The 25,690-nt window shown below is 73.5% G+C and carries 26 protein-coding genes and 1 pseudogene; 18 read left to right on the forward strand and 9 right to left on the reverse strand.

The annotated features are described in order from the left end of the window. Positions 1-59: 59 nt before the first annotated feature. The gene (locus AB0M18_RS06590) at positions 60-1,016 is read right to left on the reverse strand and encodes a DMT family transporter (protein WP_365755695.1); all 957 of its coding nucleotides are present in this window, start codon (positions 1,014-1,016) and stop codon (positions 60-62) included. On the opposite strand from AB0M18_RS06590, the gene AB0M18_RS06595 reads away from it, so the two are divergent. From AB0M18_RS06595 to AB0M18_RS06610, 4 genes and pseudogenes are all read left to right on the forward strand, one after another. Further along, positions 1,015-2,469: a PLP-dependent aminotransferase family protein gene (locus AB0M18_RS06595; protein WP_365755696.1), complete on the forward strand. Its 1,455-nt coding sequence runs from the start codon at positions 1,015-1,017 to the stop codon at positions 2,467-2,469. The genes AB0M18_RS06590 and AB0M18_RS06595 overlap by 2 nt on opposite strands. 66 nt (positions 2,470-2,535) lie before the next feature. After that, positions 2,536-2,998: pseudogene (locus tag AB0M18_RS06600) on the forward strand (GNAT family N-acetyltransferase). 69 nt (positions 2,999-3,067) lie between these two features. Next, on the forward strand, positions 3,068-3,643 hold the full coding sequence (locus AB0M18_RS06605) for a histidine phosphatase family protein (RefSeq protein WP_365755697.1): 576 nt from the start codon (positions 3,068-3,070) through the stop codon (positions 3,641-3,643). A 41-nt stretch (positions 3,644-3,684) separates the two neighbouring features. Continuing rightward, positions 3,685-4,860 (forward strand): methyltransferase, encoded by a 1,176-nt coding sequence (locus AB0M18_RS06610; protein WP_365755698.1) that lies wholly within the window; start codon positions 3,685-3,687, stop codon positions 4,858-4,860. Positions 4,861-5,037: 177 nt separating this feature from the next. Here the strand turns inward: AB0M18_RS06610 and AB0M18_RS06615 are convergent, their stop codons facing one another. Beyond that, entirely contained in the window at positions 5,038-5,625 is a 588-nt protein-coding gene (locus AB0M18_RS06615; RefSeq protein WP_365755699.1) for a hypothetical protein, read from the reverse strand. A 126-nt stretch (positions 5,626-5,751) separates the two neighbouring features. Here AB0M18_RS06615 and AB0M18_RS06620 point away from each other — a divergent pair, with 126 nt between their 5' ends. The 7 genes from AB0M18_RS06620 to AB0M18_RS06650 all read left to right on the forward strand — a co-directional run bounded on the left by AB0M18_RS06620 (position 5,752) and on the right by AB0M18_RS06650 (position 12,604). Beyond that, positions 5,752-6,672, forward strand: coding sequence for an aminoglycoside phosphotransferase family protein (locus AB0M18_RS06620; protein WP_365755700.1), 921 nt, complete (start codon positions 5,752-5,754; stop codon positions 6,670-6,672). Positions 6,673-6,849: 177 nt separating this feature from the next. Then, complete coding sequence (locus AB0M18_RS06625; RefSeq protein WP_365755701.1) at positions 6,850-7,659, forward strand: VOC family protein; 810 nt, start codon at positions 6,850-6,852, stop codon at positions 7,657-7,659. Positions 7,660-7,755: 96 nt separating this feature from the next. Beyond that, entirely contained in the window at positions 7,756-8,784 is a 1,029-nt protein-coding gene (gene argC / locus AB0M18_RS06630) for an N-acetyl-gamma-glutamyl-phosphate reductase (RefSeq protein ID WP_365755702.1), read from the forward strand. Further along, positions 8,781-9,947, forward strand: coding sequence for a bifunctional glutamate N-acetyltransferase/amino-acid acetyltransferase ArgJ (gene argJ, locus AB0M18_RS06635; RefSeq protein ID WP_365755703.1), 1,167 nt, complete (start codon positions 8,781-8,783; stop codon positions 9,945-9,947). Before argC ends, argJ begins: the two co-directional genes overlap by 4 nt. Beyond that, positions 9,944-10,864 (forward strand): acetylglutamate kinase, encoded by a 921-nt coding sequence (gene argB, locus AB0M18_RS06640; RefSeq protein ID WP_365755704.1) that lies wholly within the window; start codon positions 9,944-9,946, stop codon positions 10,862-10,864. Before argJ ends, argB begins: the two co-directional genes overlap by 4 nt. Continuing rightward, entirely contained in the window at positions 10,861-12,060 is a 1,200-nt protein-coding gene (locus AB0M18_RS06645; RefSeq protein WP_365755705.1) for an acetylornithine transaminase, read from the forward strand. The genes argB and AB0M18_RS06645 overlap by 4 nt, the downstream gene beginning before the upstream one ends. 7 nt (positions 12,061-12,067) lie before the next feature. Further along, on the forward strand, positions 12,068-12,604 hold the full coding sequence (locus tag AB0M18_RS06650; protein ID WP_265865455.1) for an arginine repressor: 537 nt from the start codon (positions 12,068-12,070) through the stop codon (positions 12,602-12,604). A gap of 10 nt (positions 12,605-12,614) precedes the next feature. Here the strand turns inward: AB0M18_RS06650 and AB0M18_RS06655 are convergent, their stop codons facing one another. From AB0M18_RS06655 to AB0M18_RS06665, 3 genes are all read right to left on the reverse strand, one after another. Next, positions 12,615-13,301, reverse strand: coding sequence for a L,D-transpeptidase family protein (locus tag AB0M18_RS06655; protein WP_365755706.1), 687 nt, complete (start codon positions 13,299-13,301; stop codon positions 12,615-12,617). Between the two features lie 37 nt (positions 13,302-13,338). Further along, positions 13,339-13,935 (reverse strand): pyridoxamine 5'-phosphate oxidase family protein, encoded by a 597-nt coding sequence (locus tag AB0M18_RS06660; RefSeq protein ID WP_365755707.1) that lies wholly within the window; start codon positions 13,933-13,935, stop codon positions 13,339-13,341. Between the two features lie 68 nt (positions 13,936-14,003). Continuing rightward, a complete protein-coding gene (locus AB0M18_RS06665; protein ID WP_365755708.1) occupies positions 14,004-15,365 on the reverse strand; it encodes a hypothetical protein in 1,362 nt (453 codons plus the stop codon). Positions 15,366-15,493: 128 nt separating this feature from the next. On the opposite strand from AB0M18_RS06665, the gene AB0M18_RS06670 reads away from it, so the two are divergent. Beyond that, positions 15,494-16,687, forward strand: a complete 1,194-nt coding sequence (locus tag AB0M18_RS06670) for an argininosuccinate synthase (RefSeq protein ID WP_365755709.1) — start codon at positions 15,494-15,496, stop codon at positions 16,685-16,687. A gap of 88 nt (positions 16,688-16,775) precedes the next feature. Next, positions 16,776-18,203, forward strand: a complete 1,428-nt coding sequence (gene argH / locus AB0M18_RS06675; RefSeq protein ID WP_365755710.1) for an argininosuccinate lyase — start codon at positions 16,776-16,778, stop codon at positions 18,201-18,203. A gap of 12 nt (positions 18,204-18,215) precedes the next feature. Here the strand turns inward: argH and AB0M18_RS06680 are convergent, their stop codons facing one another. Beyond that, a complete protein-coding gene (locus tag AB0M18_RS06680; RefSeq protein WP_365755711.1) occupies positions 18,216-18,725 on the reverse strand; it encodes an HAD domain-containing protein in 510 nt (169 codons plus the stop codon). A gap of 84 nt (positions 18,726-18,809) precedes the next feature. Here AB0M18_RS06680 and AB0M18_RS06685 point away from each other — a divergent pair, with 84 nt between their 5' ends. Next, complete coding sequence (locus AB0M18_RS06685) at positions 18,810-19,361, forward strand: TetR/AcrR family transcriptional regulator (protein ID WP_365755712.1); 552 nt, start codon at positions 18,810-18,812, stop codon at positions 19,359-19,361. Positions 19,362-19,375: 14 nt separating this feature from the next. Continuing rightward, positions 19,376-20,917, forward strand: a complete 1,542-nt coding sequence (locus tag AB0M18_RS06690) for an MFS transporter (RefSeq protein ID WP_365755879.1) — start codon at positions 19,376-19,378, stop codon at positions 20,915-20,917. A gap of 68 nt (positions 20,918-20,985) precedes the next feature. Here AB0M18_RS06690 and AB0M18_RS06695 read toward each other — a convergent pair whose 3' ends face one another. After that, positions 20,986-21,660: a lysophospholipid acyltransferase family protein gene (locus tag AB0M18_RS06695; protein WP_356069611.1), complete on the reverse strand. Its 675-nt coding sequence runs from the start codon at positions 21,658-21,660 to the stop codon at positions 20,986-20,988. Positions 21,661-21,898: 238 nt separating this feature from the next. Here AB0M18_RS06695 and AB0M18_RS06700 point away from each other — a divergent pair, with 238 nt between their 5' ends. From AB0M18_RS06700 to AB0M18_RS06710, 3 genes are all read left to right on the forward strand, one after another. Further along, positions 21,899-23,092 (forward strand): glycerophosphodiester phosphodiesterase, encoded by a 1,194-nt coding sequence (locus AB0M18_RS06700; protein WP_365755713.1) that lies wholly within the window; start codon positions 21,899-21,901, stop codon positions 23,090-23,092. A 127-nt stretch (positions 23,093-23,219) separates the two neighbouring features. Next, positions 23,220-23,804 carry a sigma-70 family RNA polymerase sigma factor gene (locus tag AB0M18_RS06705; RefSeq protein ID WP_365755714.1) on the forward strand — a complete coding sequence of 195 codons (585 nt, stop codon included), beginning with the start codon at positions 23,220-23,222 and terminating at the stop codon, positions 23,802-23,804. Positions 23,805-23,840: 36 nt separating this feature from the next. Next, complete coding sequence (locus tag AB0M18_RS06710) at positions 23,841-24,326, forward strand: GNAT family N-acetyltransferase (protein ID WP_365755715.1); 486 nt, start codon at positions 23,841-23,843, stop codon at positions 24,324-24,326. Here the strand turns inward: AB0M18_RS06710 and AB0M18_RS06715 are convergent. Continuing rightward, a complete protein-coding gene (locus AB0M18_RS06715; RefSeq protein ID WP_365755716.1) occupies positions 24,323-24,751 on the reverse strand; it encodes a hypothetical protein in 429 nt (142 codons plus the stop codon). The two genes, AB0M18_RS06710 and AB0M18_RS06715, sit on opposite strands and share 4 nt — an antisense overlap. Positions 24,752-24,753: 2 nt before the next feature. Next, positions 24,754-25,116, reverse strand: coding sequence for a hypothetical protein (locus tag AB0M18_RS06720; RefSeq protein ID WP_365755717.1), 363 nt, complete (start codon positions 25,114-25,116; stop codon positions 24,754-24,756). Positions 25,117-25,690: the final 574 nt, after the last annotated feature.

The following is a 25,690-nucleotide window of genomic DNA, read 5'->3' on the forward strand; positions in this document are numbered from 1 at the left end:
TGGCGTCGGCGCCTTGGCTTCCCTACTCGGAGTCTACGTCTGCCATTGTGACCTGGCTCTCAGCTCTTCGCCCGCTGGGTCACGGCGATGCAGACCAGGACGGCGACGGCGGCGATCGGGGCGGCCGGGACCAGGTCCTCGCCGAGCACGGTCACCGACCAGAAGAGGGTGAGCAGCGGCTGGGCGAGCTGGAGCTGGCTGGCGCGCGGGATGCCGATCCGGGCCATGCCCCGATACCAGACGTACAGACCGAAGAAGGTGGAGCCGGCCGCCACCCAGACCAGACCGGCGACGCCGTGCGCGGTGAGGTGGACCGGCTCGTACGCGAGGGCCACGGCCGCGCCGGCCGTCGTCAGCGGCAGGCACAGGACCAGCGCCCAGCCGACCACCTGCCAGCCCGGCATCAGCCCGGCGAGCCGCCCGCCCTCGGTGTATCCGGCGGCGCACACCAGGAGCGCGCCGAAGAGGTGGAGGTCGCCGGCGGACAGGGCGCCGCCGCTCTGCTGCACGGTGAAGGCGAGCACGACGACCGCTCCGGCGACGGCCGCGAACCAGAAGGTACGGGACGGGCGGCGGCCGGTACGGACCGCGGCGAGGGTCGCGGTGGTGAGCGGCAGCAGGCCTACGACCACGGCGGCGTGCGAGGTGGTGGCGGTCCGCAGGGCCAGTGTGGTCAGCAGCGGGAAGCCGACCACCACGCCGCCGGCCACGACCGCGAGCCCGGCCCAGTGGCGCCGGTCCGGCAGCGGCACCCGGCCGGCGAGCAGGAAGGCGCCCGCGACCAGCGCGGCGAGCACCGAGCGGACGGCGACGAGCGACCAGGGGCCGAAGCTCTCCAGGCCCCACACGGTGGACGGGAAGGTGAGCGAGAAGGCGAGCACGCCGAGCGCGGCGAGCAGGGTGCCGGTACGGGAGTCGGGGGCCGCCACGACGCGGGGCGGCGCGGTGTCGGTGGCCGGTCGGGTGGCGGTGACCGCTATCGTGCTCGATCCAGTAGCGCTATTCTGTGCTCTCATGCACGAGCGTAGCAGTGTCGCCGAACTGGTGGGATCCCTGAAAGCGGAGCTGAACCGCTACTCACCAGGTGAGAAGCTGCCGTCGAGCCGTGCGCTCGTCGAGCGCTACCGCGTCTCCCCGGTGACCGTCACCCGCGCCCTCGCCCGGCTCGCCGCCGAGGGCCTCGTCGTCACCCGGCCCGGCGCCGGCGCCTACCGGGCCGAGGCGCGCCCCGCCGCCCCCGCCACCGGCGACACCTCCTGGCAGGAGCTCGCGCTCAGCGCCGACGGCGCCACCGACCTCGTACCGCGCGCCGTCGACGCCTCCGGCGTCCTCGTCACCCTCGCCGCGCCCCCGCCCGGCGTCGTCGAGTTCAACGGCGGCTACCTCCACCCCGCCCTCCAGCCCGAGCGGGCCCTCGCCGGCGCCCTCGCCCGGGCCGGCCGCCGGCCCGGGGCCTGGGGCCGCCCGCCCACCGACGGGCTGCCCGAACTGCGCGCCTGGTTCGCCCGCGAGATCGGCGGCGGCGTCACCGCCGCCGAGGTCCTGGTCACCGCCGGCGGCCAGTCCGCCCTCACCACCGCGCTGCGCGCGCTCGCCGCGCCCGGCACCCCCGTGCTCGTCGAATCGCCCACCTACCCCGGCATGCTGGCCGTCGCCCGCGCCGCCGGACTGCGCCCGGTCCCGGTGCCCACCGACGCCGACGGCATCCGCCCCGACCTCCTCGAAGCCGCCTTCCGCGCCACCGGCGCCCGCGTCCTGGTCTGCCAGCCGCTGTTCCAGAACCCCACCGGCGCCGTCCTCTCCGCCGAACGCCGGACCGCCGTCGTCCGGATCGCCCGCGCCGCCGGCGCCTTCGTCATCGAGGACGACTTCGCCCGCCGGCTCGTCCACGCCGACGCCGCGCCCCTGCCGCCCACGCTCGCCGCCGACGACCCCGACGGCGTCGTGGTCCATGTCTGCTCGCTCACCAAGGTCACCTCGGCCAGCCTCCGGGTGGGCGCGCTCGCCGCGCGCGGCCCGGTCCTCGAACGCCTCCGCGCCATCCAGGTCGTCGACAGCTTCTTCGTACCCCGCCCGCTGCAGGAGGCGGCGCTCGAACTCGTCGGCTCCCCGGCCTGGAACCGGCATCTGCGCGCCGTCTCCGAGGAGTTGAAGCACCGCCGCGACACCATGACCGGCGCGCTCGGGCTGCACCTGCCCGAACTCGCCCTGCCGCACGTCCCGTCCGGCGGCTACCACCTGTGGCTGCGCCTGCCCGACACCCTCCCCGAGAGTGCCCTGCTGCCCGCCGCGATGCGCGCCGGGGTCGCGGTCGCCCCCGGCCGCCCCTACTTCTGCGCCGAGCCGCCCGCCGGACACATCCGGCTGAGTTTCGCGGGTGTCGCGGGCCCCACGGAGATCGTCGAGGGAGTGCGGCGGCTGCGCGCAGCCGTGGACGAGGCCGACGGCCAGGCCCTGTCCGGCGCGTGACGGCCGGGCGCGCGTCGGAGGCGAATTCGCCTGACACGGGACGGCGGTCCTGGAAACCCTGCGCCCATGACCGACACCACCGCCCCGGCCGCCCCGCCCACCCCCGTCCTGCACGGGGCGTACGAGATCTCAGCCGACCCCGCCCGCCTCGACCCGGCCCGTATCCACCACTGGCTCTCGACGGACGCGTACTGGGCCGAGGGCCTGTCCGGCGGACCAGCAGGACCGGGCCATCGCCGGGTCGCTCAACTTCGGCGCGTACCGCCGTGACACCGGGGAGATGAGCGCCTACGCCCGGATCGTCACCGACTACGCCACCTTCGCCTGGCTCTGCGACGTCTTCGTCTACCGCCCCGCCCGCGGCACCGGACTCGGCACCGCGCTCGTCAGCGCCGTCCGCGACCACCTGGAGCCGTACGGGCTGCGCCGGATCATGCTCGCCACCGCCGACGCGCACGGCGTCTACGAGAAGGTCGGTTTCACGCCACTGGAGAATCCGGACAAGTGGATGGCTCTCGGACTGCACTGAGCACACGCCCCCGCCGAACCGGCAAATGACCCCTTGACCTGCGGGCCCACCGGCCTCACGATCGCGGCCATGGGTCTTCGGGTCACGCTGGTCGCGGCGGCACGCAGCTCCTCTCTGCTCGCCGAACGCTTCGACGACGACCGGCCCCTCGACGAGGCCGGCTGGTACGAGGTGCAGCTCGCCGCGCCCCGGCTGGTTCCGCTCGGTGCGGCCGAGCTGCGCTACTGCTCGCCCACGGCCCGCAGCCGCGCCACCGGCACCGCCCTCGGCTACGCCCCGCTCGCCCAGCCCGCCCTGCGCGACTGCGACATGGGCCGCTGGCGCGGGCTCACCCTCGCCGAGGTCGCCGCCCTCGAACCGGCCGCCGTCGACGCCTGGCTCGCCGACCCGCGCACCGCCCCGCACGGCGGCGAGACCCTGCTGTCCTTCATCACCCGCGTCGGCGGCTGGCTCGACACCCGACCGGCCGCCGACGGCGAGATCGTCGCCGTCGCCGAACCCGCCGTCGTCCGGGCCGCCCTCGTCTACGCGCTGAAGGCCCCGCCCGCGACGTACTGGAACGTCGACGTCCGCCCCCTGTCGACGGTCACGCTGACCGGGCGCCCGGGGGCCTGGCACCTGGAGCTCGCGGCCGCGATGTCGTAGGGACGGGGGAGCGGGTACGACCGGATAGCCTGGTGGGCACGATGAACCGTCTGACCACGTCCTGGGGCACCTTCCCGCTCACCCGCTTCCCCGCCGACCCGCGCGACACGCTGCGCGCCTGGGACGCGGCCGACGAGTATCTGCTCACGCACCTCGCCGAAACGGGCACCGACCTGTCCGGGACCGTCGCCGTCGTCGGCGACCGGTGGGGCGCGCTGGCGACCGCGCTCGCCGCCCGTACCGGCACCGGCGCGCTGGTGCAGATCTCCGACTCGTACCTGGGACGGACCGCCACCGCCGAGAACCTGGCCCGGTCCGGGGCCGCCCCGGACGCGGTCACCCTGCTCACCACCCAGGACCCGCCGCCCGAGCGGATCGACGTGCTGCTCGTGCGCGTCCCGAAGAGCCTCGCGCTCCTGGAGGACCAGCTGCACCGGCTCGCTCCGGCGGTGCACGAGCACACGGTGATCGTCGGCACCGGCATGGTGAAGGAGATCCACACCTCGACGCTCTCGCTGTTCGAGCGGATCCTGGGGACCACGCGCACCTCGCTGGCGGTGAAGAAGGCCCGGCTCATCCACACGACGCCGGACACGGCCCGGGTGGGCGAGGAACTCGCACGGGACGCCAACCCCTGGCCGTACGCGTACGAGCTGCCCGCCGACGCCCCCGCCGGGCTCGCGGGCCGCACCGTCGTCAACCAGGCCGGCGTCTTCTGCGCCGACCGTCTCGACATCGGCACCCGTTTCCTCCTCCAGCACCTGCCGACCGGCCTCGGCGCCGCCCGCGTGGTCGACCTCGGCTGCGGCAACGGCGTCGTCGGACTCGCCGTCGCGCTCGCCGAGCCCGAGGCCGAACTCCTCTTCACCGACGAGTCGTACCAGGCCGTGGCCTCCGCCGAGGAGAACTTCCGCACCCACGCGGGGGAGGGCCGCAAGGCGGAGTTCACCGTCGGCGACGGGCTCGCCGAGGCCGCCCCCGGCTCCGTGGACCTGGTGCTCAACAACCCGCCGTTCCACAGCCACCAGGCCACCACCGACCGCACCGCCCGCCGGATGTTCGCCGATGCCCGCCGGGCCCTGCGGCCCGGCGGGGAACTGTGGGTGGTCGGCAACCGGCACCTCGGCTACCACGTCACCCTGCGCCGGATCTTCGGCAACAGCGAGCTCGTCGCGAGCGACCCGAAGTTCGTGGTGCTCCGGGCCGTCAAGCGCTGACGGGCCGCGCCAGGGAGCGGGCGACGGTCGAGGTCCGGGCCTTCGTCTTGTCTGCTTGTCTGCCTGCGCGTGCGGCGCCGCCGCCTTGCGCTCGGCGATGGCCCGCTCGCGGGTGCGGCGCCGCTCGTCGGCGGCCCGCTGGACGAGGTACGACCGGTCCCGCCGGGTGCGGCCCGGTCAGCGGTCCGGGAACACCAGGCTCAGCCCCCGTACCCGCTCCTCGCCGAGGGTGATGTCGAGCGCGGCGATCCGGCCCGCGCGCACGGTGAACGCCACTGCCGAGACCGCCCGCCCGTCTGCCATGGCGACCGCCCCGAGCGCCCCGCCGACCAGCGCGGGCCGCACCACCTGACCGGCCCGCCGGGCGAACGCGGCGGCGGCCCCCTCGGCGACGGCCGGCGCGCCCCGCACGGTGCCGTGCTCCGAGCGCGCCACCACCTCGGGGTCGAGCACGGCCGCGAGCGCCCGCGGATCGCGCATCCGCAGCGCGGCCAGGAACACCTCGACCACGGCCCGCTCCCGCGTCGGATCCCCGTCCCCGGCCCGGCGCGGTCCGCCACCGCCGGACGCCCGCCGCGAACAGGTGTGCGCCACCAGGGTCGTCAGCCACGCCTCGACGCCGGCCCCGCCCTCCCCCATCCGGCCCCGCGCCTCGGCGAGCGCGCCGTCCACATCCCCGTACGGCCCGAGCACTCCCCGGGCGACCTCCCGCAACCGCTCCTCGTACGCGTCGAAGCACGCGCTCAGGAAGGTCTCCTCGTCCATCGTCCGTCCTCGCTTCGTGTGCTTCGTGTACTCCGTGTGCAGGGGCACAGGGGTGACGAGGCGGGGCGCCCGGTTGTGACAAGAGGCGGACCTTCCGCGCCCGCCGCGCGGCTACGGTTGTCGCGCATGGCCCATACCGAGATCGAGATCACCGCGGAGCTGATCCGCGACCTGCTGCGTGAGCAGCATCCCGACCTGGCCGATCGTCCTGTACGGCTCGGGGCGCGGGGCTGGGACAACCAGTTGTGGCGGCTCGGCGACGACCTGGCCGTGCGGCTGCCCTGGGCGACGGAGTCCGCGGACGGGCTGCTGCGCAAGGAGCACGCCTGGCTGCCCGAACTCGCCCCCGGGCTCCCGCTGCCGGTGCCCGTGCCGCAGCGGCTCGGGGAGCCGTCCGGGCGGTATCCGCGGCCGTGGATCGTGACCACCTGGGTGCCGGGGGAGCCGGCCGACCGCGTTCCCGTCACCCGCGGCGCGGAGGCGGCCGACGGCCTGGCGGCCTTCCTCACGGCGCTCCACCGGCCCGCTCCCGCGGCGGCGCCGACCGGCCGCGGGCGCGGCGGCCCGCTGGCGGACGTCGCCGAGCGGGTCGTCGAAGGGCTCGCCGAGGCCGGCGACATGGGGCTGATCGCCGAACCGGACACCGTCCGCGCCGTCTTCGAGGATGCTCTCGCCGCGCCGAAGTGGGACGGGCCGCCGATGTGGATCCACGGAGACCTGCACCCGGCCAACGTCCTCACCGCGAACGGCACTCTCTGCGGAGTCGTCGACTTCGGCGACCTCTGCGCGGGCGACCCGGCCTGCGACCTCGCCGCCGCGTGGGGGCTGCTGCCGGACGGGGCCGCGGACCGCTTCCACGCCGCCTACCGCCCCGCCCCGGACACCGCGATGCTCCGCCGCGCCCGCGGCTGGGCGGTCTGGCGCGCCCTCGGCGGCCTCCTCGTCGGCGAGGCCGGCGTCCGGGGCCGCCCCGGCGGCAAGCCCACCTGGGGCCCACCCGCCCGGGCCGCCCTGCGCCGCCTCGCGGCCGCGCCGCACCTGGGCTGAGCGCATCCATCGTGCCGGGGGCGCCCGGTATGGCGGAACGCCGCCTCGGCGGCACGGCGATGTTCCCCACGGCCCGGCGGACCTGGGGAGTTCCCCCGCCTCCGCCTCGCGTTCCACGGCCCCTGGCACCGCTCCCTGATCCAGCCCGATCGACGGGACACGCCTAGGATCGCCGTCATGGCGCTGCGCCCCGTCCAGGTGAACATCAAGGCCCTCGACGCCCGGGCCGTCGGCCGGTTCTGGGCGGAGGCGCTCGGCCGGGGCGCGTACGACGCGGGGGCGACGACCTGGGTCGGGCCCGCCGGGGGCCTCGTACGACCGGAGCCGGGCGGCCTCGGGATCGGCGTCGTTGCCGTCCCGGAGGGCAAGACGGCGGTGAAGAACCGCACGCACCTCGATCTCGCCACCACCTCCGCCGCCCACCACGCCGAGCTGGTCGCCCGCCTGAAGGATCTCGGCGCCACGCCCGTCGCCCTGGGGCAGGGCGAGGTGCCGTGGACGGTGCTCGCCGATCCCGAGGGCAACGAGTTCTGCGTCCTGGAGCCCCGCGAGGTCTACCGGGACACCGGGCCGATCGCCGCCGTCGTGGTCGACTGCGCGGATCCGCGGGCCATGGCCCGGTTCTGGGGCGAGGCGATCGACTGGACCGCGCACGAGGTGACCGACGACCTCGCGCGCTTCCGCTCCGCCGCCGGCACCGGCCCGTACCTCGAACTCCTCCGCGTGCCCGGCGCGCGAGCCGTGCCGACCGTGCCCGACCGGGTCCACCTCGGCCTGCTGCCGTACCCCGGCGACGACAGGGCGGCCGAGGTGGCCCGCCTGCGCGCCCTCGGCGCCACCGATCTCGCCACCGACGCCGCCACCGACGCCGACGCCGACGCCGACATCGACATCGACCTCGGCACCGGCCTCGGCCAGCGTGACGCCCCGTGGACGTGCCTCGCCGACCCGGAGGGCCACGAGCTCCGCGTCCTCGCCCCGCGCTGACGCGGACGACCGGCACCCGCCCCCGCCCTCCCACCACCTCATTGCATAAAACTGCGGACGCACGTATAGTCATGCCATCCATGAGGAGGGTGTTCGATGACGGTACGAGCAGCAGTCGCGGGCGCGAGCGGATACGCGGGCGGAGAGCTCCTGCGCCTTCTCCTCGCGCACCCCGAGGTCGAGATCGGCACGCTGACCGGGCACTCCAACGCCGGGCAGCGGCTCGGCGGGCTTCAGCCGCACCTGCTGCCGCTCGCCGACCGGGTGCTCACCGAGACCACCCCGGAGGCCCTCGCCGGCCACGACGTGGTCTTCCTCGCCCTGCCGCACGGGCAGTCCGCCGCCGTCGCCGAGCAGCTCGGGCTCGACACCCTCGTGGTCGACATGGGCGCCGACTTCCGGCTGAAGGACGCGGCCGACTGGGAGACCTTCTACGGCTCCCCGCACGCCGGCACCTGGCCGTACGGCCTGCCCGAACTGCCGGGCGCCCGCGCCGCGCTGGAGGGGTCCAAGCGCATCGCGGTGCCCGGTTGCTACCCCACCGCCGTCTCGCTGGCCCTCTTCCCCGCGTACGGAGCCGGGCTCGCCGAGACCGAGGCCGTGATCGTCGCCGCCTCCGGCACCTCCGGCGCCGGCAAGGCCGCCAAGCCGCACCTGCTCGGCAGCGAGGTCATGGGCAACATGTCCCCGTACGGCGTCGGCGGCGGCCACCGGCACACCCCCGAGATGATCCAGAACCTCAGCGCGGCGGCCGGGGAGCGCGTCACCGTCTCCTTCACGCCCACCCTCGCACCGATGCCCCGCGGCATCCTCGCCACCTGCTCGGCCACCGCCCGGCCCGGCGTGACCGCCGAGGCCGTGCGCGCCGCGTACGAGAAGGCCTACGCGGACGAGCCCTTCGTCCACCTCCTCCCCGAGGGGCAGTGGCCCGCCACGGCCTCCGTCCACGGTTCCAACGCCGTTCACGTGCAGGTCGCGTACGACCCGGCCGCGAACCGGATCATCGCGATCAGCGCCATCGACAACCTCGCCAAGGGCACCGCCGGCGGCGCGGTGCAGAGCATGAACATCGCCCTCGGGCTCCCCGAGACGACCGGACTCTCCACGATTGGAGTCGCTCCATGAGCGTCACCGCAGCGAAGGGATTCACGGCCGCGGGCATCGCGGCCGGGATCAAGCAGAACGGCAACCCGGACCTGGCCCTCGTGGTCAACACCGGGCCGCGCCGCGCCGCCGCGGGAGTCTTCACCTCCAACCGCGTCAAGGCCGCCCCGGTCCTGTGGTCGCAGCAGGTCCTCGCCGACGGCGAGCTGACCGCCGTCGTCCTCAACTCCGGCGGCGCCAACGCCTGCACCGGCCCGCAGGGCTTCCAGGACACCCACGCCACCGCCGAGAAGGTCGCCGAGGTCCTCACCAAGGCCGGCCGCGAGACCGGCGCCGGTGACGTCGCCGTCGCCTCCACCGGGCTCATCGGCGTGCTCCTGCCGATGGACAAGCTGCTGCCCGGCGTCGAGAAGGCCACCGCCGAACTCTCCGAGCACGGCGGCGAGAAGGCCGCCATCGCCATCAAGACCACCGACACCGTCCACAAGACCGCGGTCGTGACGAAGGGCGGCTGGACGGTCGGCGGCATGGCCAAGGGCGCGGGCATGCTCGCCCCCGGCCTCGCCACCATGCTCGTCGTCCTCACCACCGACGCCGACGTCGACGCCGCCGGCCTCGACGCCGCCCTGCGCCACTCCACCCGGCTCACCTTCGACCGGGTCGACTCCGACGGCTGCATGTCCACCAACGACACCGTGCTGCTGCTCGCCTCCGGCGCCGCCGGCGTCACGCCCGCCCAGGACGAGTTCGCCGCGGCCGTCCAGGAGGTCTGCGCCGACCTCGCCCGCCAGCTCATCGGCGACGCCGAGGGCGCCAGCAAGGACATCCGGATCGAGGTGATCAACGCGGCCACCGAGGGCGACGCCGTCGAGGTCGGCCGGTCCATCGCCCGTAACAACCTCCTCAAGTGCGCCATCCACGGCGAGGACCCCAACTGGGGCCGGGTGCTCTCCGCCATCGGCACTACCGCCGCCGCCTTCGACCCGGACAGGCTCAACGTCGCCATCAACGGCGTCTGGGTCTGCAAGAACGGCTCCGTCGGCGAGGACCGCGAGCTCGTCGACATGCGCTACCGGGAGGTCGTCATCACCGCCGACCTCGCCGCCGGCTCCGAGACCGCCGTCATCTGGGCCAACGACCTCACCGCCGACTACGTCCACGAGAACAGCGCGTACTCGTCATGAGCAACAGCACGCGGAAGCACACCGCGCTCCCCAAGGCACGGATCCTCATCGAGGCGCTGCCCTGGCTCACCCGCCACCGCGGCAAGACCGTCGTCATCAAGTTCGGCGGCAACGCCATGATCGACGAGGAGCTGAAGGCCGCCTTCGCCCAGGACGTCGTCTTCCTGCACCACGCCGGCCTCCGGCCGGTCGTCGTGCACGGCGGCGGCCCGCAGATCAGCGCCGCCCTCGACAAGCACGGCATCGTCAGCGAGTTCAAGGCGGGCCTCAGGGTCACCACCGAGGACGCCATGGACGTCGTACGGATGGTGCTCGCCGGCCAGGTCCAGCGCGAGCTGGTCAACCTGCTCAACGAGCACGGCCCGCTCGCCGTCGGACTCACCGGCGAGGACGCCCACACCATCACCGCCACCAAGCACCTGCCGGAGATCGACGGCGAGCCCGTCGACATCGGGCGGGTCGGCGAGATCACCCACATCGACACCGGTGCGATCGAGGCCCTGCTCGCCGACGGGCGCATCCCCGTCGTCTCCTCGATCGCCCGCTCCCAGGACGACGGACATGTCTACAACGTCAATGCTGATACGGCGGCTGCGGCACTCGCTGCGGCGCTGGACGCCGAGACGCTGATGGTCCTCACCGACGTCGAGGGCCTCTACGAGGACTGGCCGAACAGCGACGAGGTCATCAGCCGGCTCACCGCGAGCCAGCTGGAGAAGCTGCTGCCCGACCTCTCCAGCGGCATGGTCCCCAAGATGGAGGGCTGCCTGCACGCCGTCCGCAACGGCGTCACCACGGCGCGCGTGATCGACGGGCGCGTCCAGCACTCCATCCTGCTGGAGATCTTCACCGACGAGGGCATCGGCACCATGGTCGTGCCCGACGAGACCACGGACGCGGCCAAGGGGGAAGCGTGAGCGGCAACCAGGACCTGACCCAGCGGTGGCAGGGCTCGCTGATGGACAACTACGGCACCCCCCGGCTGCCGCTGGTCCGCGGCGAGGGCGCCAAGGTCTGGGACGCCGACGGCAAGGAGTACCTCGACTTCGTCGGCGGCATCGCCGTCAACGCCCTCGGCCACGCCCACCCGGCCGTCGTCGAGGCCGTCACCCGGCAGATCCAGAGCCTCGGCCACGTCTCCAACCTCTTCGTCGCCGAACCCCCGGTCGCCCTCGCCGAACGGCTGCTCCAGCTCTTCGGCCGGCCCGGCAAGGTCTTCTTCTGCAACTCCGGCGCCGAGGCCAACGAGGCCGCCTTCAAGATCGGCCGGCTCACCGGCCGGAGCCACATGGTCGCCACCACCGGCGGCTTCCACGGCCGCACCATGGGCTCCCTCGCGCTCACCGGCCAGCCCGGCAAGCAGGCCCCGTTCCTGCCGCTGCCCGGCGACGTGACACATGTGCCGTACGGCGACGTCGAGGCCCTGCGGGCCGCCGTCACCGAGGAGACGGCGTTCGTGATCATCGAGCCCGTCCAGGGCGAGAACGGCGTCGTCGTGCCACCCGCCGGCTATCTGACGGCGGCCCGCGAGATCACCCGCGCCACCGGCACCCTCCTCGTCCTCGACGAGGTGCAGACCGGCATCGGCCGAACCGGCACCTGGTTCGAGCACCAGGCCCACGCCGGGGTCGAGCCGGACGTCGTGACCCTCGCCAAGGGCCTCGGCGGCGGTCTACCGATCGGCGCCACCGTCGCCTTCGGCAAGGCCGCGGAGCTCTTCACGCCCGGCCACCACGGCACCACCTTCGGCGGCAACCCCGTCGCCTGCGCCGCCGGACTCGCCGTCCTGGACACCCTCGGTGCCGACGGCGCCCTCGACGAGGTGAAGCGGCTCGGCGAGAAGCTGCGCGACGGAATCGAGGGCCTGGGCCACCCGCTGGTCTCCCATGTCCGTGGCTCCGGCCTCCTGCTGGGTATCGTGCTCACCGAGTCCCTCGCACCCCAGGTGCAGCAGGCGGCTCAGGACGCCGGCCTCCTGGTGAACGCGCCCGCCCCCGATGTCGTACGGCTCATGCCGGCGCTCGTCATCGCAGACGCGGAGGTGGACGCCTTCCTCCGGGCACTGCCCGGCGTCCTGGACGAGGCGAACGGGCAAGGACGAACCGGAGAATGAGACGACGATGACCGACGCGCAGGAACCCGAGCACGGCGGGCCGTCCGTTCCGCAGACCCGCACCGCACGCCACCGCAGGATCGTCGACATCCTCAACCGGCAGCCGGTGCGCTCGCAGAGCCAGCTCGCCAAGCTCCTCGCCGACGACGGGCTGAGCGTCACCCAGGCGACGCTCAGCCGCGACCTCGACGAGCTCGGCGCGGTGAAGATCCGCAACACCGGAGGCGAACTCATCTACGCGGTGCCCAGCGAGGGCGGCTTCCGCACCCCGCAGGCACCGCTCGGCGAGTCCGCCAAGGAGGAGCGCATGCGGCGCCTCTCCGGCGAACTGCTGATCTCCGCCGAGGCCTCGGCCAACCTGGTGGTGCTCCGCACCCCGCCGGGCGCCGCCCAGTTCCTCGCTTCGGCCATCGACCAGGCCGAACTCCACGCGATCCTCGGCACGATCGCGGGCGACGACACCCTGCTGCTCATCTCCCGCGACCCGGCCGGCGGGCAGGCGCTCGCCGACCACCTCCTGCGCCTCGCGCAGAAGGAACGCTAGACACGTCGAGCTAGTAGCGCGTGATCGCCGTCGGCCCGCCCCGCGTGCCGACGGCGATGTGCGGCCGGCGGCCCGGATCCGCCCAGGCCAGGATCCTGCGCATCGCGTCGGCCGGCACCGACACACAGCCGGCCGTCGCCCCGCGCCCGCTCACATGCAGGAAGATCCCGGCTCCGCGCCCGCGCACCGGGCGCGCGTAGTTGAAGCCGATGACGAGGGCGTGCGCGTACTGCGTCCCGTAGTCGGCCAGATGCTCGGACTCGGCGGCCCGGCAGTCCTCCGGCAGCCCCTCCACCCAGCGGTTGTACGAGGCCGACTCGTTGTCCTGGCACCACCAGGAGCGGTCCGTCACCCGCGCGTAGCCGTACGCCGTCCCGGCCGGCGCCGGCTCGGTTCCGAAGGCGTACGGCAGGCCGTACAGACCGGTCGGCGTGGTGCTGGTGCCCTGCCGCCGCGCCGCGCCCTCGGCCAGGCCGTTGGCCCCGAACCGCGCCTCCGCGGACCCCGCCCGCACCCACCGCCCGCCGTGCCGGTCCCACCAGGTGACGGTCCCGGTGGTGGCGGACGTGCCGGCGGCCACCGCCGTGATCAGCTGCGAGCCGCCGCCGGTGTCCGCCATCCGCTCCGGCAGGGGTGTCGGCGACCCGGGGGAGGCGAGCGTCGCCACCAGGGCTCCGAGTACGAGAAGGGTGCGCATGGCGCGAGGCTAGGGCGCCGCCGGGCCCGCCGCCCGGCTACTCACCCGAGCGGGGGAGCGGCGGCAGTGGCAGCGGCAGCCCGGGCAGGCCGTCGATGCTGGTCGCGATGTGGTCCTTCTTGGCGAAGTACGCGTCCAGGGAGGCGTCGTCCTCGCGGGCGAAGCGCTTGCGGTGCAGATCGCGGTCCTCGTCGTACGACATGAACGGCACGGCGTACCCGCAGGTGTCCCGCACGAGTTCGGCCCGCACGACGATGACCGCCCGCAGCCCGTGCGGCTCCGGGTCGATCCCGGGGAAGTGTCCGAGCAGCCCGCCCCAGCGCGGGTCGTCCCGGAACACCGGCTCGCCGCGCCCGTGGACCCGCACGATGTTCGGCGGCCCCTGGAAGGCGCACCACATGAGCGTGATGCGCCCGTTCTCGCGGAGGTGCGCCACGGTCTCGGCGTTGGACCCGGCGAAGTCCAGGTAGGCGACGGTGTGTTCGTCGAGGACGGCGAAGGAGCCGCTCACGCCCTTCGGCGAGAGGTTGACCGTGCCGTCCCCGGCGAGCGGCGCGGTCGCGGTGAAGAAGACCGGCTGGGCCTCGATGAAGGCGCGAAGTCGTCCGTCGATGCGGTCATACGTTTTTCCCATGGTGCCCATTCTGTGTGCGGGGCACGGCACTCGAACGGGTGTTTCGCCATACGGTCGCCCGCCGGCCCTCAGGCGCGCCACCGGGGCAGGAAGCCCGGCGGTCGCGGTACGGGCTCCTCCCTGCCGAGGACGCGGCGGACCCGCAGGCGCAGCACCGGGTCGGGGTCGGCGACGAGCCGTTCGGCCGTCTCCCGGTACACGGCGGAGGCGTGCTCCCGCAGCAGGAGCAGGGCCCGGACGCGGACGTGCACCGGCCGGCCCGGCCCGGTGCGGCGCAGGAACTCCTCCTCCCTCACCCGGTCCGCCCAGGGCAGCAGGGTCCGGGCCGTCTCCCGTACGACGCCGGGCGCCGGGTCGTCGAGCAGCGGCAGCAGTCGGGCGAAGTCCGCGACCTCGAACATCCGCAGACCCGCGACGGCGGAGGACCGCACCAGCGGGTCCGGGTGCCCGGTGAGGTCCCACAGCACCTCCATGTCCTGTTTCCGCTCGCCGCACTCGGCGAGCCCGAGCGGCGCCCGGCCGGGCACGACCGCCGGATCGGCGCAGGCCGCCCGGTAGAGCGCGAGCGGGTCGCGGCCGTCCTGGCGGAGCACCCAGCGGGCGCAGGCCCGCACCATGCCCGACCGGTCGTGGAGGAACGGCTCGGCCTCGGCGGCCCGGCCGGCCTTCCGCAGCGCGGTCACCCCGGCCGAGCGCACCCGGCCGGAGCGGGCGGCGAGCAGCAGCGGCAGCGTCTCGTCGGGGACGCCGGCGGCGAGCGCGGCGTTCGCGGCCGTGTCCTGGATCGCCAGGTCGTTGTCGTACGCGGCGAGCCGGGCCAGTTCGGTGGGGGAGAGCAGCCCGCGCTCGACGGCGAGGCCGAAGGCGATCCGCCGGGTGGGCCGGTCCCGGTTGAGGAACAGGTCGGTGAGGCTTGCGTCCGGTGCGGCGCGCAGCAGCTCCTGGAGCAGGTCGGCCGCCCGGCCGCCACGCATCCGGTCGCGGAGCCGGAGGATGACGGGGGCGGTGACGGCCAGCGTCCGCGCGTCGGCCCCGGACAGGGCTTCGGCGAGGACTGCGAGTGCCCGGTCCCGTACCGCCGGAACCCAGTCGGTGGTGCGGACGGCGACGAGGGGGAGGACGGCGGGGCAGAGGGCGGCGTGGGCCAGGGCGGCCTCGCGGATGCGGCCGTCGCCGTCGCACAGGGCGAGGACGAGCTCCGCCTCGGTCGGCGGGCGGCTCACCGGGACCCGCAGCACGGTGGGGCGAAGTCCCTTGGCGAGCCATGTGTGGGTCGGGAGCCCCGGGCCCCGCCACTCGTGGGCGGACCGGATCCGCTCGTCGAGTTCCAGCCACGTCTCCGGCCGCCGGACCTCGATCACCCGGTCGAGCGCGCGCCCCCGCGCGAGCCCCCGTATCGCCGCGTCCAGCGGCGTCTCCTCGCTCGTCATGGACGGAGCCTAGGGCTCACCCACCCGCTCCGGCCTGCGATTTTCCGCTACTCCGGAGACGCGTTGACAAAACATACGGAGGACTGCATAGTTATACCCATCAGTGGTTGCAAGGTAAGGAGAACCCCGTGACCGAGCGCGTCGTACTCGCCTACTCGGGCGGCCTGGACACCTCCGTCGCCATCGGCTGGATCGCCGAGGAGACGGGTGCCGAGGTCATCGCCGTCGCCGTGGACGTCGGCCAGGGCGGCGAGGACCTGGACGTCATCCGCAAGCGCGCGCTCGCCTGCGGTGCGGTCGAGGCCGAGGTCGCGGACGCCAAGGACGAGTTCGCCGACGAGTACTGCCTCCCGGCGATCAAGGCCAACGCCCTCTACATGGACCGCTACCCGCTGGTCTCGGCGCTCTCCCGGCCGGCCATCGTGAAGCACCTCGTCGCCGCCGCCAACAAGCACAACGCCTCCATCGTCGCCCACGGCTGCACCGGCAAGGGCAACGACCAGGTGCGCTTCGAGGCCGGCATCCAGGCCCTCGGCCCGGACCTGAAGTGCATCGCCCCGGTCCGTGACTACGCGATGACCCGCGACAAGGCCATCGCCTTCGCCGAGAAGGCGAACCTGCCGATCGCCACCACCAAGAAGTCCCCGTACTCCATCGACCAGAACGTCTTCGGCCGGGCCATCGAGACCGGCTTCCTGGAGGACATCTGGAACGCGCCGATCGAGGACATCTACGAGTACACCCAGAACCCGGCGGTCGCCCGCGAGGCCGACGAGGTCGTCATCTCCTTCAAGGAGGGCGTCCCGGTCGCCATCGACGGCAAGCCCGTCACCGTCCTCCAGGCCATCCAGCAGCTCAACGAGCGCGCCGGCGCCCAGGGCATCGGCCGGATCGACATGGTCGAGGACCGGCTCGTGGGCATCAAGTCCCGCGAGGTGTACGAGGCTCCCGGCGCGATCGCCCTGATCACCGCCCACCAGGAGCTGGAGAACGTCACCGTCGAGCGCGAGCTGGCCCGCTACAAGCGGCAGGTCGAGCAGCGCTGGGGCGAGCTGGTCTACGACGGCCTGTGGTTCTCGCCGCTCAAGCGCGCCCTGGACGGCTTCATCGACGAGGCCAACCAGCACGTCACCGGCGACATCCGGATGACCCTGCACGGCGGTCGGGCCGTCGTCACCGGCCGGAAGTCCGCCGAGTCGCTCTACGACTTCAACCTCGCCACCTACGACACCGGCGACACGTTCGACCAGTCGAAGGCGCAGGGCTTCATCGACATCTTCGCGCTCTCGTCGAAGATCGCCGCGAAGCGTGACCTCGCGTAAGAATCCGTCGTTCGACAGCCGCCTCCCTGTTCCGTACGCGGCAGGGAGGCGGCCGCACATCCAGACACGGTCCTCAAGGAGCACAGCAGTGAGCAGCAACAACGGTGACGTCCGGCTCTGGGGCGGCCGGTTCGCCGACGGGCCCGCCGAGGCCCTGGCGAAGCTGTCCGCGTCCGTCCACTTCGACTGGCGGCTCGCGCCGTACGACATCGCCGGTTCCCGTGCCCACGCGCGCGTGCTGCACAAGGCCGGGCTCCTCACCGAGGACGAGCTGACCCGCATGCTGGCCGGCCTCGACCAGCTGGAGGCCGACGTCGCCGACGGCTCCTTCGTCGGCACCATCGCCGACGAGGACGTGCACACCGCCCTGGAGCGCGGCCTCCTGGAGCGGCTCGGCGCCGAGCTCGGCGGCAAGCTGCGGGCCGGCCGGTCCCGGAACGACCAGGTCGCCACGCTCTTCCGGATGTACCTGCGGGACCACGCCCGGATCATCGGCGGGCTGATCGCCGAGCTCCAGGACGCCCTCGTCGGCCTCGCCGAGGCGCACCCGGACGTCGCCATGCCGGGCCGGACCCACCTCCAGCACGCCCAGCCGGTGCTCTTCGCCCACCACGTGCTCGCCCACGTGCAGTCGCTCTCCCGGGACGCCGAGCGGCTGCGGCAGTGGGACACCCGGACCGCCGTCTCCCCGTACGGCTCCGGCGCGCTCGCCGGCTCCTCGCTCGGGCTCGACCCGGAGGCGGTCGCCAAGGACCTCGGCTTCGAGCGGGGCTCGGCGGGCAACTCGATCGACGGCACGGCCTCGCGCGACTTCGTCGCCGAGTTCGCCTTCATCACCGCGATGATCGGCGTGAACCTGTCCCGCATCGCCGAGGAGATCATCATCTGGAACACGAAGGAGTTCTCCTTCGTGACCCTCCACGACGCCTTCTCCACCGGCTCGTCGATCATGCCGCAGAAGAAGAACCCGGACATCGCCGAGCTGGCCCGGGGCAAGTCCGGCCGGCTCATCGGCAACCTGTCCGGCCTGATGGCGACCCTGAAGGCGCTGCCGCTCGCCTACAACCGGGACCTCCAGGAGGACAAGGAGCCGGTCTTCGACTCCTGCGACCAGCTGGAGGTCCTGTTGCCCGCCTTCACCGGCATGATGGCGACCCTCACGGTCAACCGGGAGCGCATGGAGGAGCTCGCCCCGGCCGGCTTCTCGCTCGCCACCGACATCGCCGAGTGGCTGGTCAAGCAGGGTGTCCCCTTCCGGGTCGCGCACGAGGTGGCCGGCGAGTGCGTCAAGGTCGCCGAGGCGGAGGGCAAGGAGCTGGACGACCTGACGGACGAGCAGTTCGCCAAGATCTCCGAGCACCTCACCCCCGAGGTCCGCTCCGTGCTCAACGTGCCCGGCGCCCTCGCCTCCCGCGACGGCCGGGGCGGCACCGCCCCCTCGGCGGTCGCCGCGCAGCTGGTCGAGGTCAAGGCGGACCTGGTCATCCAGCACGCCTGGGCCACCGCCAAGCAGTAGCCGCTCAGCCCGTCACAGCGCCGCCGCCCACTCCGCGAGCGCGTCGAAGTCCGGCCGGGTCAGCCCGACCCGTTCGTCGACGCGCAGCAACAGGGCGGCGGCGAGGTGGTTCTGCTCCACGTACTCGTGGTCGTACGACGTGATGTCGTCGTCGACCCAGGCGAACGGCCGCCCCTGTGCGTACTCCAGGATGTACTGCGTCTTCCAGAAGGTCCCGCGAGGGGCCTTTCCGTGCATCTGGGGCCAGTCGATGAACGGCAGCTCCGGCAGCCCCAGATGCGGCCCGATCCAGTCGTTGGCCTCGCCCTTCCAGGTCGTCGCCCAGACCAGCTCGTACGCCTCGGCGAGCGCCAGCAGCTCCGCGCCGTGCCCGTGGTTCAGCCACACCCGCAGCGGCCTCGCCCCGGTCCAGCCCGTCGGGCTCATCCGGTGCGTCGTATACCCCTCCGGACGGCGCTCGCGCTGCGCCGCGTACGGATTCAGCGGGCCGTCCACGTCGATCAGCAGCAGCGGTCTTGTCATGTGCACAGGATTCCCTCCCACGCCCCGTGAGGCATCGATTTATTGAATGAGACATGGATGTCTCATTCGGTGTATGGTCGTCTCATGGCAGTCGATCGCACCCATGTCCTCCGCTCCGCCGCCGCCACGCTCTCCGTGAAGGCGACCGCCACCATGGACGAGGTCGCCCGGGCCGCCGGCATCGGCCGCGCCACCCTCCACCGGCTCTTCGCCGGCCGGGAGGCGCTGATCCGCGCGCTGGAGGAGATGGCCATCGCGGAGCTGGAGACCGCCCTCGACCGGGCGCGGCTCGACGAGGGGCCCGCCGACGACGCGCTGCGCCGGCTCGTCGGCGAAGTGGAGCCCGTCGCCCCGCTGCTGTCCTTCCTCGTCACCGAGAACCAGCTGTTCGAGGGGGAGGAGCAGAACGCGGGCTGGGCCCGGCTCGACGCCCGGATCGCCGCGCTCTTCCGGCGCGGTCAGGAGCAGGGCGTCTTCCGCATCGACCTGACCCCCGCCTGGCTGTGCGAGGCCTTCTACGGCCTGGTCGGCTCCGGCGCCTGGGCCGTGATGGACGGCCGGGTCGCCGCCAAGGACTACCAGTACATGATCACCGAGCTGATGCTCGGCGGAGCACGCAGGAGCGTGGAGAAGTGACCAGCGACAGCCTCATGAGCGCGCAGCAGCACGAGAGCCATACGGAGGGCGTGCGCCGGCCCGGCCGGTGGCTCGCCCTCGCCGTGCTCGTCCTGGCCGTGCTGCTCGTGGCGGTCGACGCCACGGTACTCGGCCTGGCGACCCCGTTCCTCTCCGAGGACCTGAAGCCGTCCGGCACCCAGCTGCTCTGGATCGGCGACGTCTACTCCTTCGTCATCGCCGGCCTCCTGGTCTCCATGGGCAGCCTCGGCGACCGCATCGGCCGCAAGAGGCTGCTGCTCACCGGAGCCCTCGCGTTCGGCGCGCTCTCCGTCCTGAACGCCTACGCGAGCAGCCCCGAGATGATGATCGTGGCCCGCGCCCTGCTCGGCGTCGCCGGCGCCACCCTGATGCCGTCCACCCTGGCCCTGATCCGCAACCTCTTCCACGACCCGCGCGAGCGCAGCCTCGCCATCGGCATCTGGGGCGCCATGGCCTCGGCCGGTGCCGCGGTGGGCCCGGTCGTCGGCGGATTCCTGCTCGAACACTTCTGGTGGGGCTCGGTCTTCCTCATCAACCTGCCCGTGATGGGCGTCCTGGTCCTCGTCGGCGCCAAGCTCATCCCCGAGTCGAAGAACCCGAACCCGGGCCCCTGGGACCTGCCGAGCGTCGTCCTGTCCCTGGCCGGCGTGATCGGCGTCGTCTACGCGGTCAAGGAGCTGGCCGCCCACGGCCCCACCCTGGACGTGGTGGCCGCGCTGGCCGTCGGCATCGGCGGTCTGACCTGGTTCGTACGCCGTCAGCTCACCCTGCCGGCCCCGCTCCTGGACATGCGCCTGTTCCGCAACCGAGGCTTCTCCGCCGCCGTGGTCGCCGACCTGCTGACCATCCTCGGCCTGTCCGGCCTGGTGTTCTTCCTGTCCCAGTTCTTCCAGCTGGTCCAGGGACGGGCACCCCTGGAGGCGGGCCTCGCCGAACTGCCCGCCGCCGTCGGCGCGGTGACGGCCGGTCTGGTCGCGGGCCACGTCGCCCGCCGGTTCTCCGTGCGCTCGGTCGTCGCCGGCGGCCTCGCCGCCATCGGTCTCGCCCTCGCGGTGCTGACCGCCATCGGCCAGTCCACCGGCTACCCGCTGCTCGGCGCGAGCCTGCTCGTCGTCGGCGTCGGCGCGGGCTTCGCCTTCACCGTCACCGCCGACGTGATCCTCTCCGGCGTCCCCAAGGAGCAGGCCGGTGCCGCCTCCGCCGTCTCCGAGACGGCCTACGAGCTGGGCGCGGCCCTCGGCATCGCGCTGCTCGGCTCCGTCGTGACCGGTGTCTACCGGGACTTCACCACCCCGGCGGGCATCCCGGCCGACACCGCCGCCGCGGCCCACGACTCGCTCGGCGGCGCCGTGGAGGCCGCCGCGGGCCTCGCCCCGGCCCAGGGCGGCGCGCTCGTCACCGCCGCCCAGGACGCCTTCGTCGACGGCCTGCGCATCGCCTCCGGCGTCGGCGCGGCGGTGCTCCTGGCGACGGCGGTCGCGGCCTGGTTCCTGCTGAAGGGCCAGAAGCTGGCGGACGGCCCCGTCGAGCACTGACGCGTCAGCACACGCGAAGGCGCCCCGCACGGAACGTTCCGTACGGGGCGCCCTCGCGTTCGCGTCCGCTACGCGGCTTCCTTCGCCTTGGTGGCGTACATGTCCACGTACTCCTGGCCCGACAGCCGCATGACCTCCGCCATCACCGAGTCCGTCACCGCGCGCAGCACGTACCGGTCGCGGTCCATGCCGTCGTAGCGGGAGAACTCCATCGGCTCGCCGAAGCGGACCGTCACCCGGCCCGGGCGCGGGATGCCCGCGCCGCCCGGCTGGACCTTGTCGGTGCCGATCATCGCGAACGGCACCACGGGCGCGCCGGTCATCAGGGTGAGCCGGGCGATGCCGGTGCGACCGCGGTAGAGCCGGCCGTCGGGGGAGCGGGTGCCCTCCGGGTAGATGGAGAAGATCTTGCCCTCCTCCAGGACCCGGCGGCCGGTCATCAGCGCGGCCACACCGCCGCGGCCGCCGTCCCGGTCCACCGGGATCATGCCGACGCTGGTGAAGAACCAGGCCATCAGACGGCCCTTGAGGCCGGTGCCCTTCACGTACTCGTCCTTGCCGATGAAGTAGACCGGACGGTCCAGGCAGATCGGCATGATCATCGAGTCGATGAAGGTCAGGTGGTTGCCCGCGAGGATGACCGGCCCGGTGCCAGGGACGTTCTCGGCGCCCTCGACGCGGGGACGGAACATGAGGCGCAGGACCGGACCGAGGGTGGCCTTCATGATCGCGAGACGGGACAACGGTTCCTCCGTGTCGGGCGGGCGGCTGCGGCTCGGCGAGCCGACGGTGCAGATCGCGACGATACTCGCGGGTCACCACGCTCCGCACATCGGGTTCACGCAACGGATACGCCGTGTTGACGTGTGTTTCCGCCATGTTCCGCGCAGGTCTGCCGGGTGTAGGGGCTGACTGCCTAGCGTCGGGGGCGCAGTTGACAGGTGCGGGACATCACACGGAGATCACACCGAAGGAGTGTTCATGACACAGCCCGAGCGCCCGACCCCGGCCCGACGCGCGGTCCTCGGCGCGGCCGGCGCCGCCGTCCTCGGCGGATCCACCGTCCTCGCCGGCGGCACCGCCCAGGCCGTCCAGTCCGCCGTCGCCGCCGACGGCGAGCCGGGCGCCCGCGCCCAGGGCCACGGCCACGGCGGCTACCGCTCGCTGCCCGTCCCCACCGTCATCGGCCACCGCGGCGCCAGCGGCTACCGCCCCGAGCACACCCTCGGCTCCTACCAGCTCGCCCTCGACCTCGGCGCCGACGTCGTCGAGCAGGACCTCGTCCCCACCAAGGACGGGCACCTGGTCTGCCGCCACGAGAACGACATCACCGGCACCACCGACGTCGCCGACCACCCCGAGTTCGCCTCCCGCAGGACCACCAAGACCGTCGACGGTGCCGCCCTCACCGGCTGGTTCACCGAGGACTTCACGCTCGCCGAGCTCAAGACCCTGCGGGCCGAGGAGCGCATCCCCGCCACCCGCCAGAAGAACACCCTCTACGACGGGCGCTGGGCCGTCCCCACCTTCGAGGAGGTGCTGCGCTGGGCCGAGCTGGAGGGCCGCCGCCGCGGCCGCCCGGTGTGGCTGCACGTCGAGACCAAACACCCCACCTACTTCCGCTCGATCGGCCTCGCGCTCGAAGAGCGGCTCGCCAGGCTGCTGCGCCGCTACGGCCGCCACCGCGCCGACTCCCCGGTCTTCCTGCAGTCCTTCGAGCCCGGCAGCATCCAGTGGCTCGCGAAGCTCGTCGACTCCCCGCGCGTCGTGCTGCTCTCCGGCGCCGCCACCCGCCCCTGGGACTTCGTCGAGGCCGGCGACCCGCGCACCGTCGCCGACCTGGTCACGCCCGCCGGCCTGCGCTGGATCGCCTCGTACGCGCAGGGCATCGGCCCCACCCTCGACCTGATCCTGCCGCGCGACGCGAGTGGCCGGCTCGGCGCCGAGACCACGCTGGTGCGCGACGCCCACGCCCAGGGCCTGATCCTCCACCCGTACACCCAGCGCAACGAGAACACCTTCCTGCCGGCCGAGTACCGCCGGGGCACCGACCCCAACGCGTACGGCGACGCCTTCGGCGCGCTCAAGCGCTTCTTCGCGACCGGCATCGACGGCATCTTCTCCGACAACGCCGACACGGCCGTGCTGGCGGCGGCCGACTTCCGCGCCCGCTGACGACCGTTGACGAGCGCTGACGACCGCTGAGTCCGCGTACGATCGCGGCCCCCGGCCCGTACCCCCGACCGGGTGGTTTCGGGCCGGGACCGCAACCGGCCCGGCCCCCACCCGCATCGTCGCGGGCATGACCTCCCACAGCACCACGCACAACACCCCCGAGGCCCTGCTCGCCACCCTCACCCCGCTGCTCGCCGCCGAGTCGCAGGCCGAGGCACCCGCCGCCGGAGTCGAGCCCGACGACCTCGAACAGGCCGTGCTGCTGCGCCTCCTCGAACGGATCCGGGACGACGACGCACCCGAGCGGCCCGCCGACTGGCTCCGCCGCGCGGTCCGCGCCGAGGCCCGCCGCGCCCGCCGGGCCACCCTCCACGAGCGGCCCCTCCACGGCGAACCCGCGCACGAACCCGCGCACGAACCCGCGCACGAGCCCGCGCACGAACCCCCGGCGCACGGCTCGCCCGAGAGCCACGCGCTGTACTCCGAGCGCCGTCGCACCCTGCGCGCCGCCGTCCGCCGCACCCCCGGCCACTGCCCCCGGCTGCTCACCGCGATGCTCCACCCCGACGACCCCACCTACCGGGAAATCGCAGGGGCGTTGGGTATCTCACAGGGCAGTCTGGGGCCGATGCGTTCCCGTTGCCTGGGATGCCTGCGCAGAATGCTGGCTGCGGAGGTTCCCGGTGCGGGTGCGCGGGGAATGGTGCCGTAGACCCACGGCGGACAGACGAGCGGGAGGCATGCGCACATGGGCATGAGCGTGACCATCTCAGCGGCGGACGCGACGAAGGACGCGGAGAGCATCCTGAAGCTCCAGTACCTCTGCTATCAGCGCGAGGCCGAGATCTACCAGGACTGGTCGATCGAGCCGCTGACCCAGTCGCTCGACGCCCTGCGCGCCGAACTCGCCGAGGGCCGCGCCTTCGTCGCCAGGCTGGGCGAGGAGGTCGTCGCCTCCGTGCGCGGCCGGCTCGGCGAGGACGGCACCGTGCGCATCGCCAAGCTCATCGTCCACCCGCGCATGCAGCGCCACGGCATCGGCGGCCGGCTGCTCGACGCCATCGAGCGCCACTACGCGCAGGAGCCCGCGCCCGCCGCCAAGCGCTTCCAGCTCTTCACCGGCCACCGCAGCGAGGGCAACCTGCGGCTCTACCGCAGCAAGGGGTACGCCCAGGTCTCCACCCGCGCGGTCGGCCCCCGGCTCACCCTCGTCACCCTGGAGAAGGCCGCCTAGGCGGCCTTGGACCGCCGCAGCCACCAGATGCCGCTCAGCGGCAGCAGCACCGGGATGAAGACGTAGCCGTACCCGTACTGGGACCAGACCGTCGCGTCCGGGAAGGCCGAGGGCTCGACCAGCGTCCAGGTACCGACGATCAGCACGCCCGCGAGCTCGGCGGCGCAGCACACCAGCGCCGCCCTGCGGGCCGTCTCGCCGCCCCGTACCAGCGTGTACGTGATGAAGGCGTACACGACCGCGGCCACCGCCGACAGCCCGTACGCCAGCGGCGCCCGGTCGAACTCGGTGGCGATCTGGTAGATCGAGCGGGACACCGCGCCCACCGACATCACGCCGTACAGCCAGACGAGCAGCACGCCCGGGCCCTTCACCAGCCGGCCCGGCCTGTCGGTGCCCGGGGCCCCGGTCTCGGTCGCGGTCATGATCAGCCCACCGTCCAGATGTCGTAGAGACGCACTTCGAGCACCGCGAGCACGACCGCGCCCGCCGCGACCGTCGTCGAGCCCCACTTGCTGCGCTCGGTCAGCGAGAGCAGCCCGGCGGCCGGCACCGCGCACAGCGCGCCCAGGAGATAGGCGATGAAGATCGTGGTGCCCTCCTCCGCCTTCTCGCCGCGCACCAGCTGCACGATGCCGACCACCAGCTGCACCAGGGCGAGGAAGGTCACCACGGCCATGCCGATGAAGTGCCAGTCCTTGGTGGGCTGGTTCCGATAAGCGGCGAAGCCGCACCAGGCGGCGAGGGCGAGCGCGGCCACCGAGACCGCGACCGTCAGGGCGTCAAGCATGCGCCCGAGGGTATTACGGCCCGAACGCCCCGATGCGCCCGGCCCCCGCGACCCACGCGGCCCGGCCCCCGCCGCCTGGGGCGTGCTCAGCCCCGGACAGTGGTCTTGACCACATCCCCCGTTCCTGGCCGACCCGCCGCGGCCCCCCGGCCACCGGTTCGCGGCCGCTCCCCGCCCAGGCCACGCCCGGGGGAGCGGAGCCCGCCGCCACCTCCGGCACGAACCCGGTCCGTCCGCATGCCGTCTCACTGCTGTCCGGTATGCGGACAGCTCCCTTCCGTTCGCACATTTGCATGCTTTACTTACCGACATGACCACGACGAGCAGCCGCACCCTTGCGACCGAGGCGAACCAGACGCCCGGTGCTCGCTGTATGTGTCGAATGTGCGCCAACTGAGGGCCCCCGCCTGAGACTCGCGCCCCGAAGCGAGCCCCACGGCCGAGCCGATCCGCCGCCCCTTCCGGCACCGGACCGAGCCCGCCCCACGCGCACGCGCTGCCTCCCGGCCACCGCCGTGACCAGCCGCCCTGCGCCTGACTGTCCCGAAAGACGAATGCCGTGCACGGCGGACCC

It is taken from the genome of Streptomyces sp. NPDC051909, assembly GCF_040681095.1.
Taxonomy (GTDB): domain Bacteria; phylum Actinomycetota; class Actinomycetes; order Streptomycetales; family Streptomycetaceae; genus Streptomyces.

What these genes read in the sequence shown, in the direction of transcription:
- AB0M18_RS06595 (WP_365755696.1), top strand. Translation starts at nt 1,015, where the DNA reads ATGCACGAGCGTAGCAGTGTCGCCGAACTGGTGGGATCCCTGAAAGCG.
- AB0M18_RS06590 (WP_365755695.1), bottom strand. Translation starts at nt 1,016, where the DNA reads ATGAGAGCACAGAATAGCGCTACTGGATCGAGCACGATAGCGGTCACC.
- AB0M18_RS06605 (WP_365755697.1), top strand. Translation starts at nt 3,068, where the DNA reads ATGGGTCTTCGGGTCACGCTGGTCGCGGCGGCACGCAGCTCCTCTCTG.
- AB0M18_RS06610 (WP_365755698.1), top strand. Translation starts at nt 3,685, where the DNA reads ATGAACCGTCTGACCACGTCCTGGGGCACCTTCCCGCTCACCCGCTTC.
- AB0M18_RS06615 (WP_365755699.1), bottom strand. Translation starts at nt 5,625, where the DNA reads ATGGACGAGGAGACCTTCCTGAGCGCGTGCTTCGACGCGTACGAGGAG.
- AB0M18_RS06620 (WP_365755700.1), top strand. Translation starts at nt 5,752, where the DNA reads ATGGCCCATACCGAGATCGAGATCACCGCGGAGCTGATCCGCGACCTG.
- AB0M18_RS06625 (WP_365755701.1), top strand. Translation starts at nt 6,850, where the DNA reads ATGGCGCTGCGCCCCGTCCAGGTGAACATCAAGGCCCTCGACGCCCGG.
- argC (WP_365755702.1), top strand. Translation starts at nt 7,756, where the DNA reads ATGACGGTACGAGCAGCAGTCGCGGGCGCGAGCGGATACGCGGGCGGA.
- argJ (WP_365755703.1), top strand. Translation starts at nt 8,781, where the DNA reads ATGAGCGTCACCGCAGCGAAGGGATTCACGGCCGCGGGCATCGCGGCC.
- argB (WP_365755704.1), top strand. Translation starts at nt 9,944, where the DNA reads ATGAGCAACAGCACGCGGAAGCACACCGCGCTCCCCAAGGCACGGATC.
- AB0M18_RS06650 (WP_265865455.1), top strand. Translation starts at nt 12,068, where the DNA reads ATGACCGACGCGCAGGAACCCGAGCACGGCGGGCCGTCCGTTCCGCAG.
- AB0M18_RS06655 (WP_365755706.1), bottom strand. Translation starts at nt 13,301, where the DNA reads ATGCGCACCCTTCTCGTACTCGGAGCCCTGGTGGCGACGCTCGCCTCC.
- AB0M18_RS06660 (WP_365755707.1), bottom strand. Translation starts at nt 13,935, where the DNA reads ATGGGAAAAACGTATGACCGCATCGACGGACGACTTCGCGCCTTCATC.
- AB0M18_RS06665 (WP_365755708.1), bottom strand. Translation starts at nt 15,365, where the DNA reads ATGACGAGCGAGGAGACGCCGCTGGACGCGGCGATACGGGGGCTCGCG.
- AB0M18_RS06680 (WP_365755711.1), bottom strand. Translation starts at nt 18,725, where the DNA reads ATGACAAGACCGCTGCTGCTGATCGACGTGGACGGCCCGCTGAATCCG.
- AB0M18_RS06685 (WP_365755712.1), top strand. Translation starts at nt 18,810, where the DNA reads ATGGCAGTCGATCGCACCCATGTCCTCCGCTCCGCCGCCGCCACGCTC.
- AB0M18_RS06690 (WP_365755879.1), top strand. Translation starts at nt 19,376, where the DNA reads ATGAGCGCGCAGCAGCACGAGAGCCATACGGAGGGCGTGCGCCGGCCC.
- AB0M18_RS06700 (WP_365755713.1), top strand. Translation starts at nt 21,899, where the DNA reads ATGACACAGCCCGAGCGCCCGACCCCGGCCCGACGCGCGGTCCTCGGC.
- AB0M18_RS06705 (WP_365755714.1), top strand. Translation starts at nt 23,220, where the DNA reads ATGACCTCCCACAGCACCACGCACAACACCCCCGAGGCCCTGCTCGCC.
- AB0M18_RS06710 (WP_365755715.1), top strand. Translation starts at nt 23,841, where the DNA reads ATGGGCATGAGCGTGACCATCTCAGCGGCGGACGCGACGAAGGACGCG.
- AB0M18_RS06715 (WP_365755716.1), bottom strand. Translation starts at nt 24,751, where the DNA reads ATGACCGCGACCGAGACCGGGGCCCCGGGCACCGACAGGCCGGGCCGG.
- AB0M18_RS06720 (WP_365755717.1), bottom strand. Translation starts at nt 25,116, where the DNA reads ATGCTTGACGCCCTGACGGTCGCGGTCTCGGTGGCCGCGCTCGCCCTC.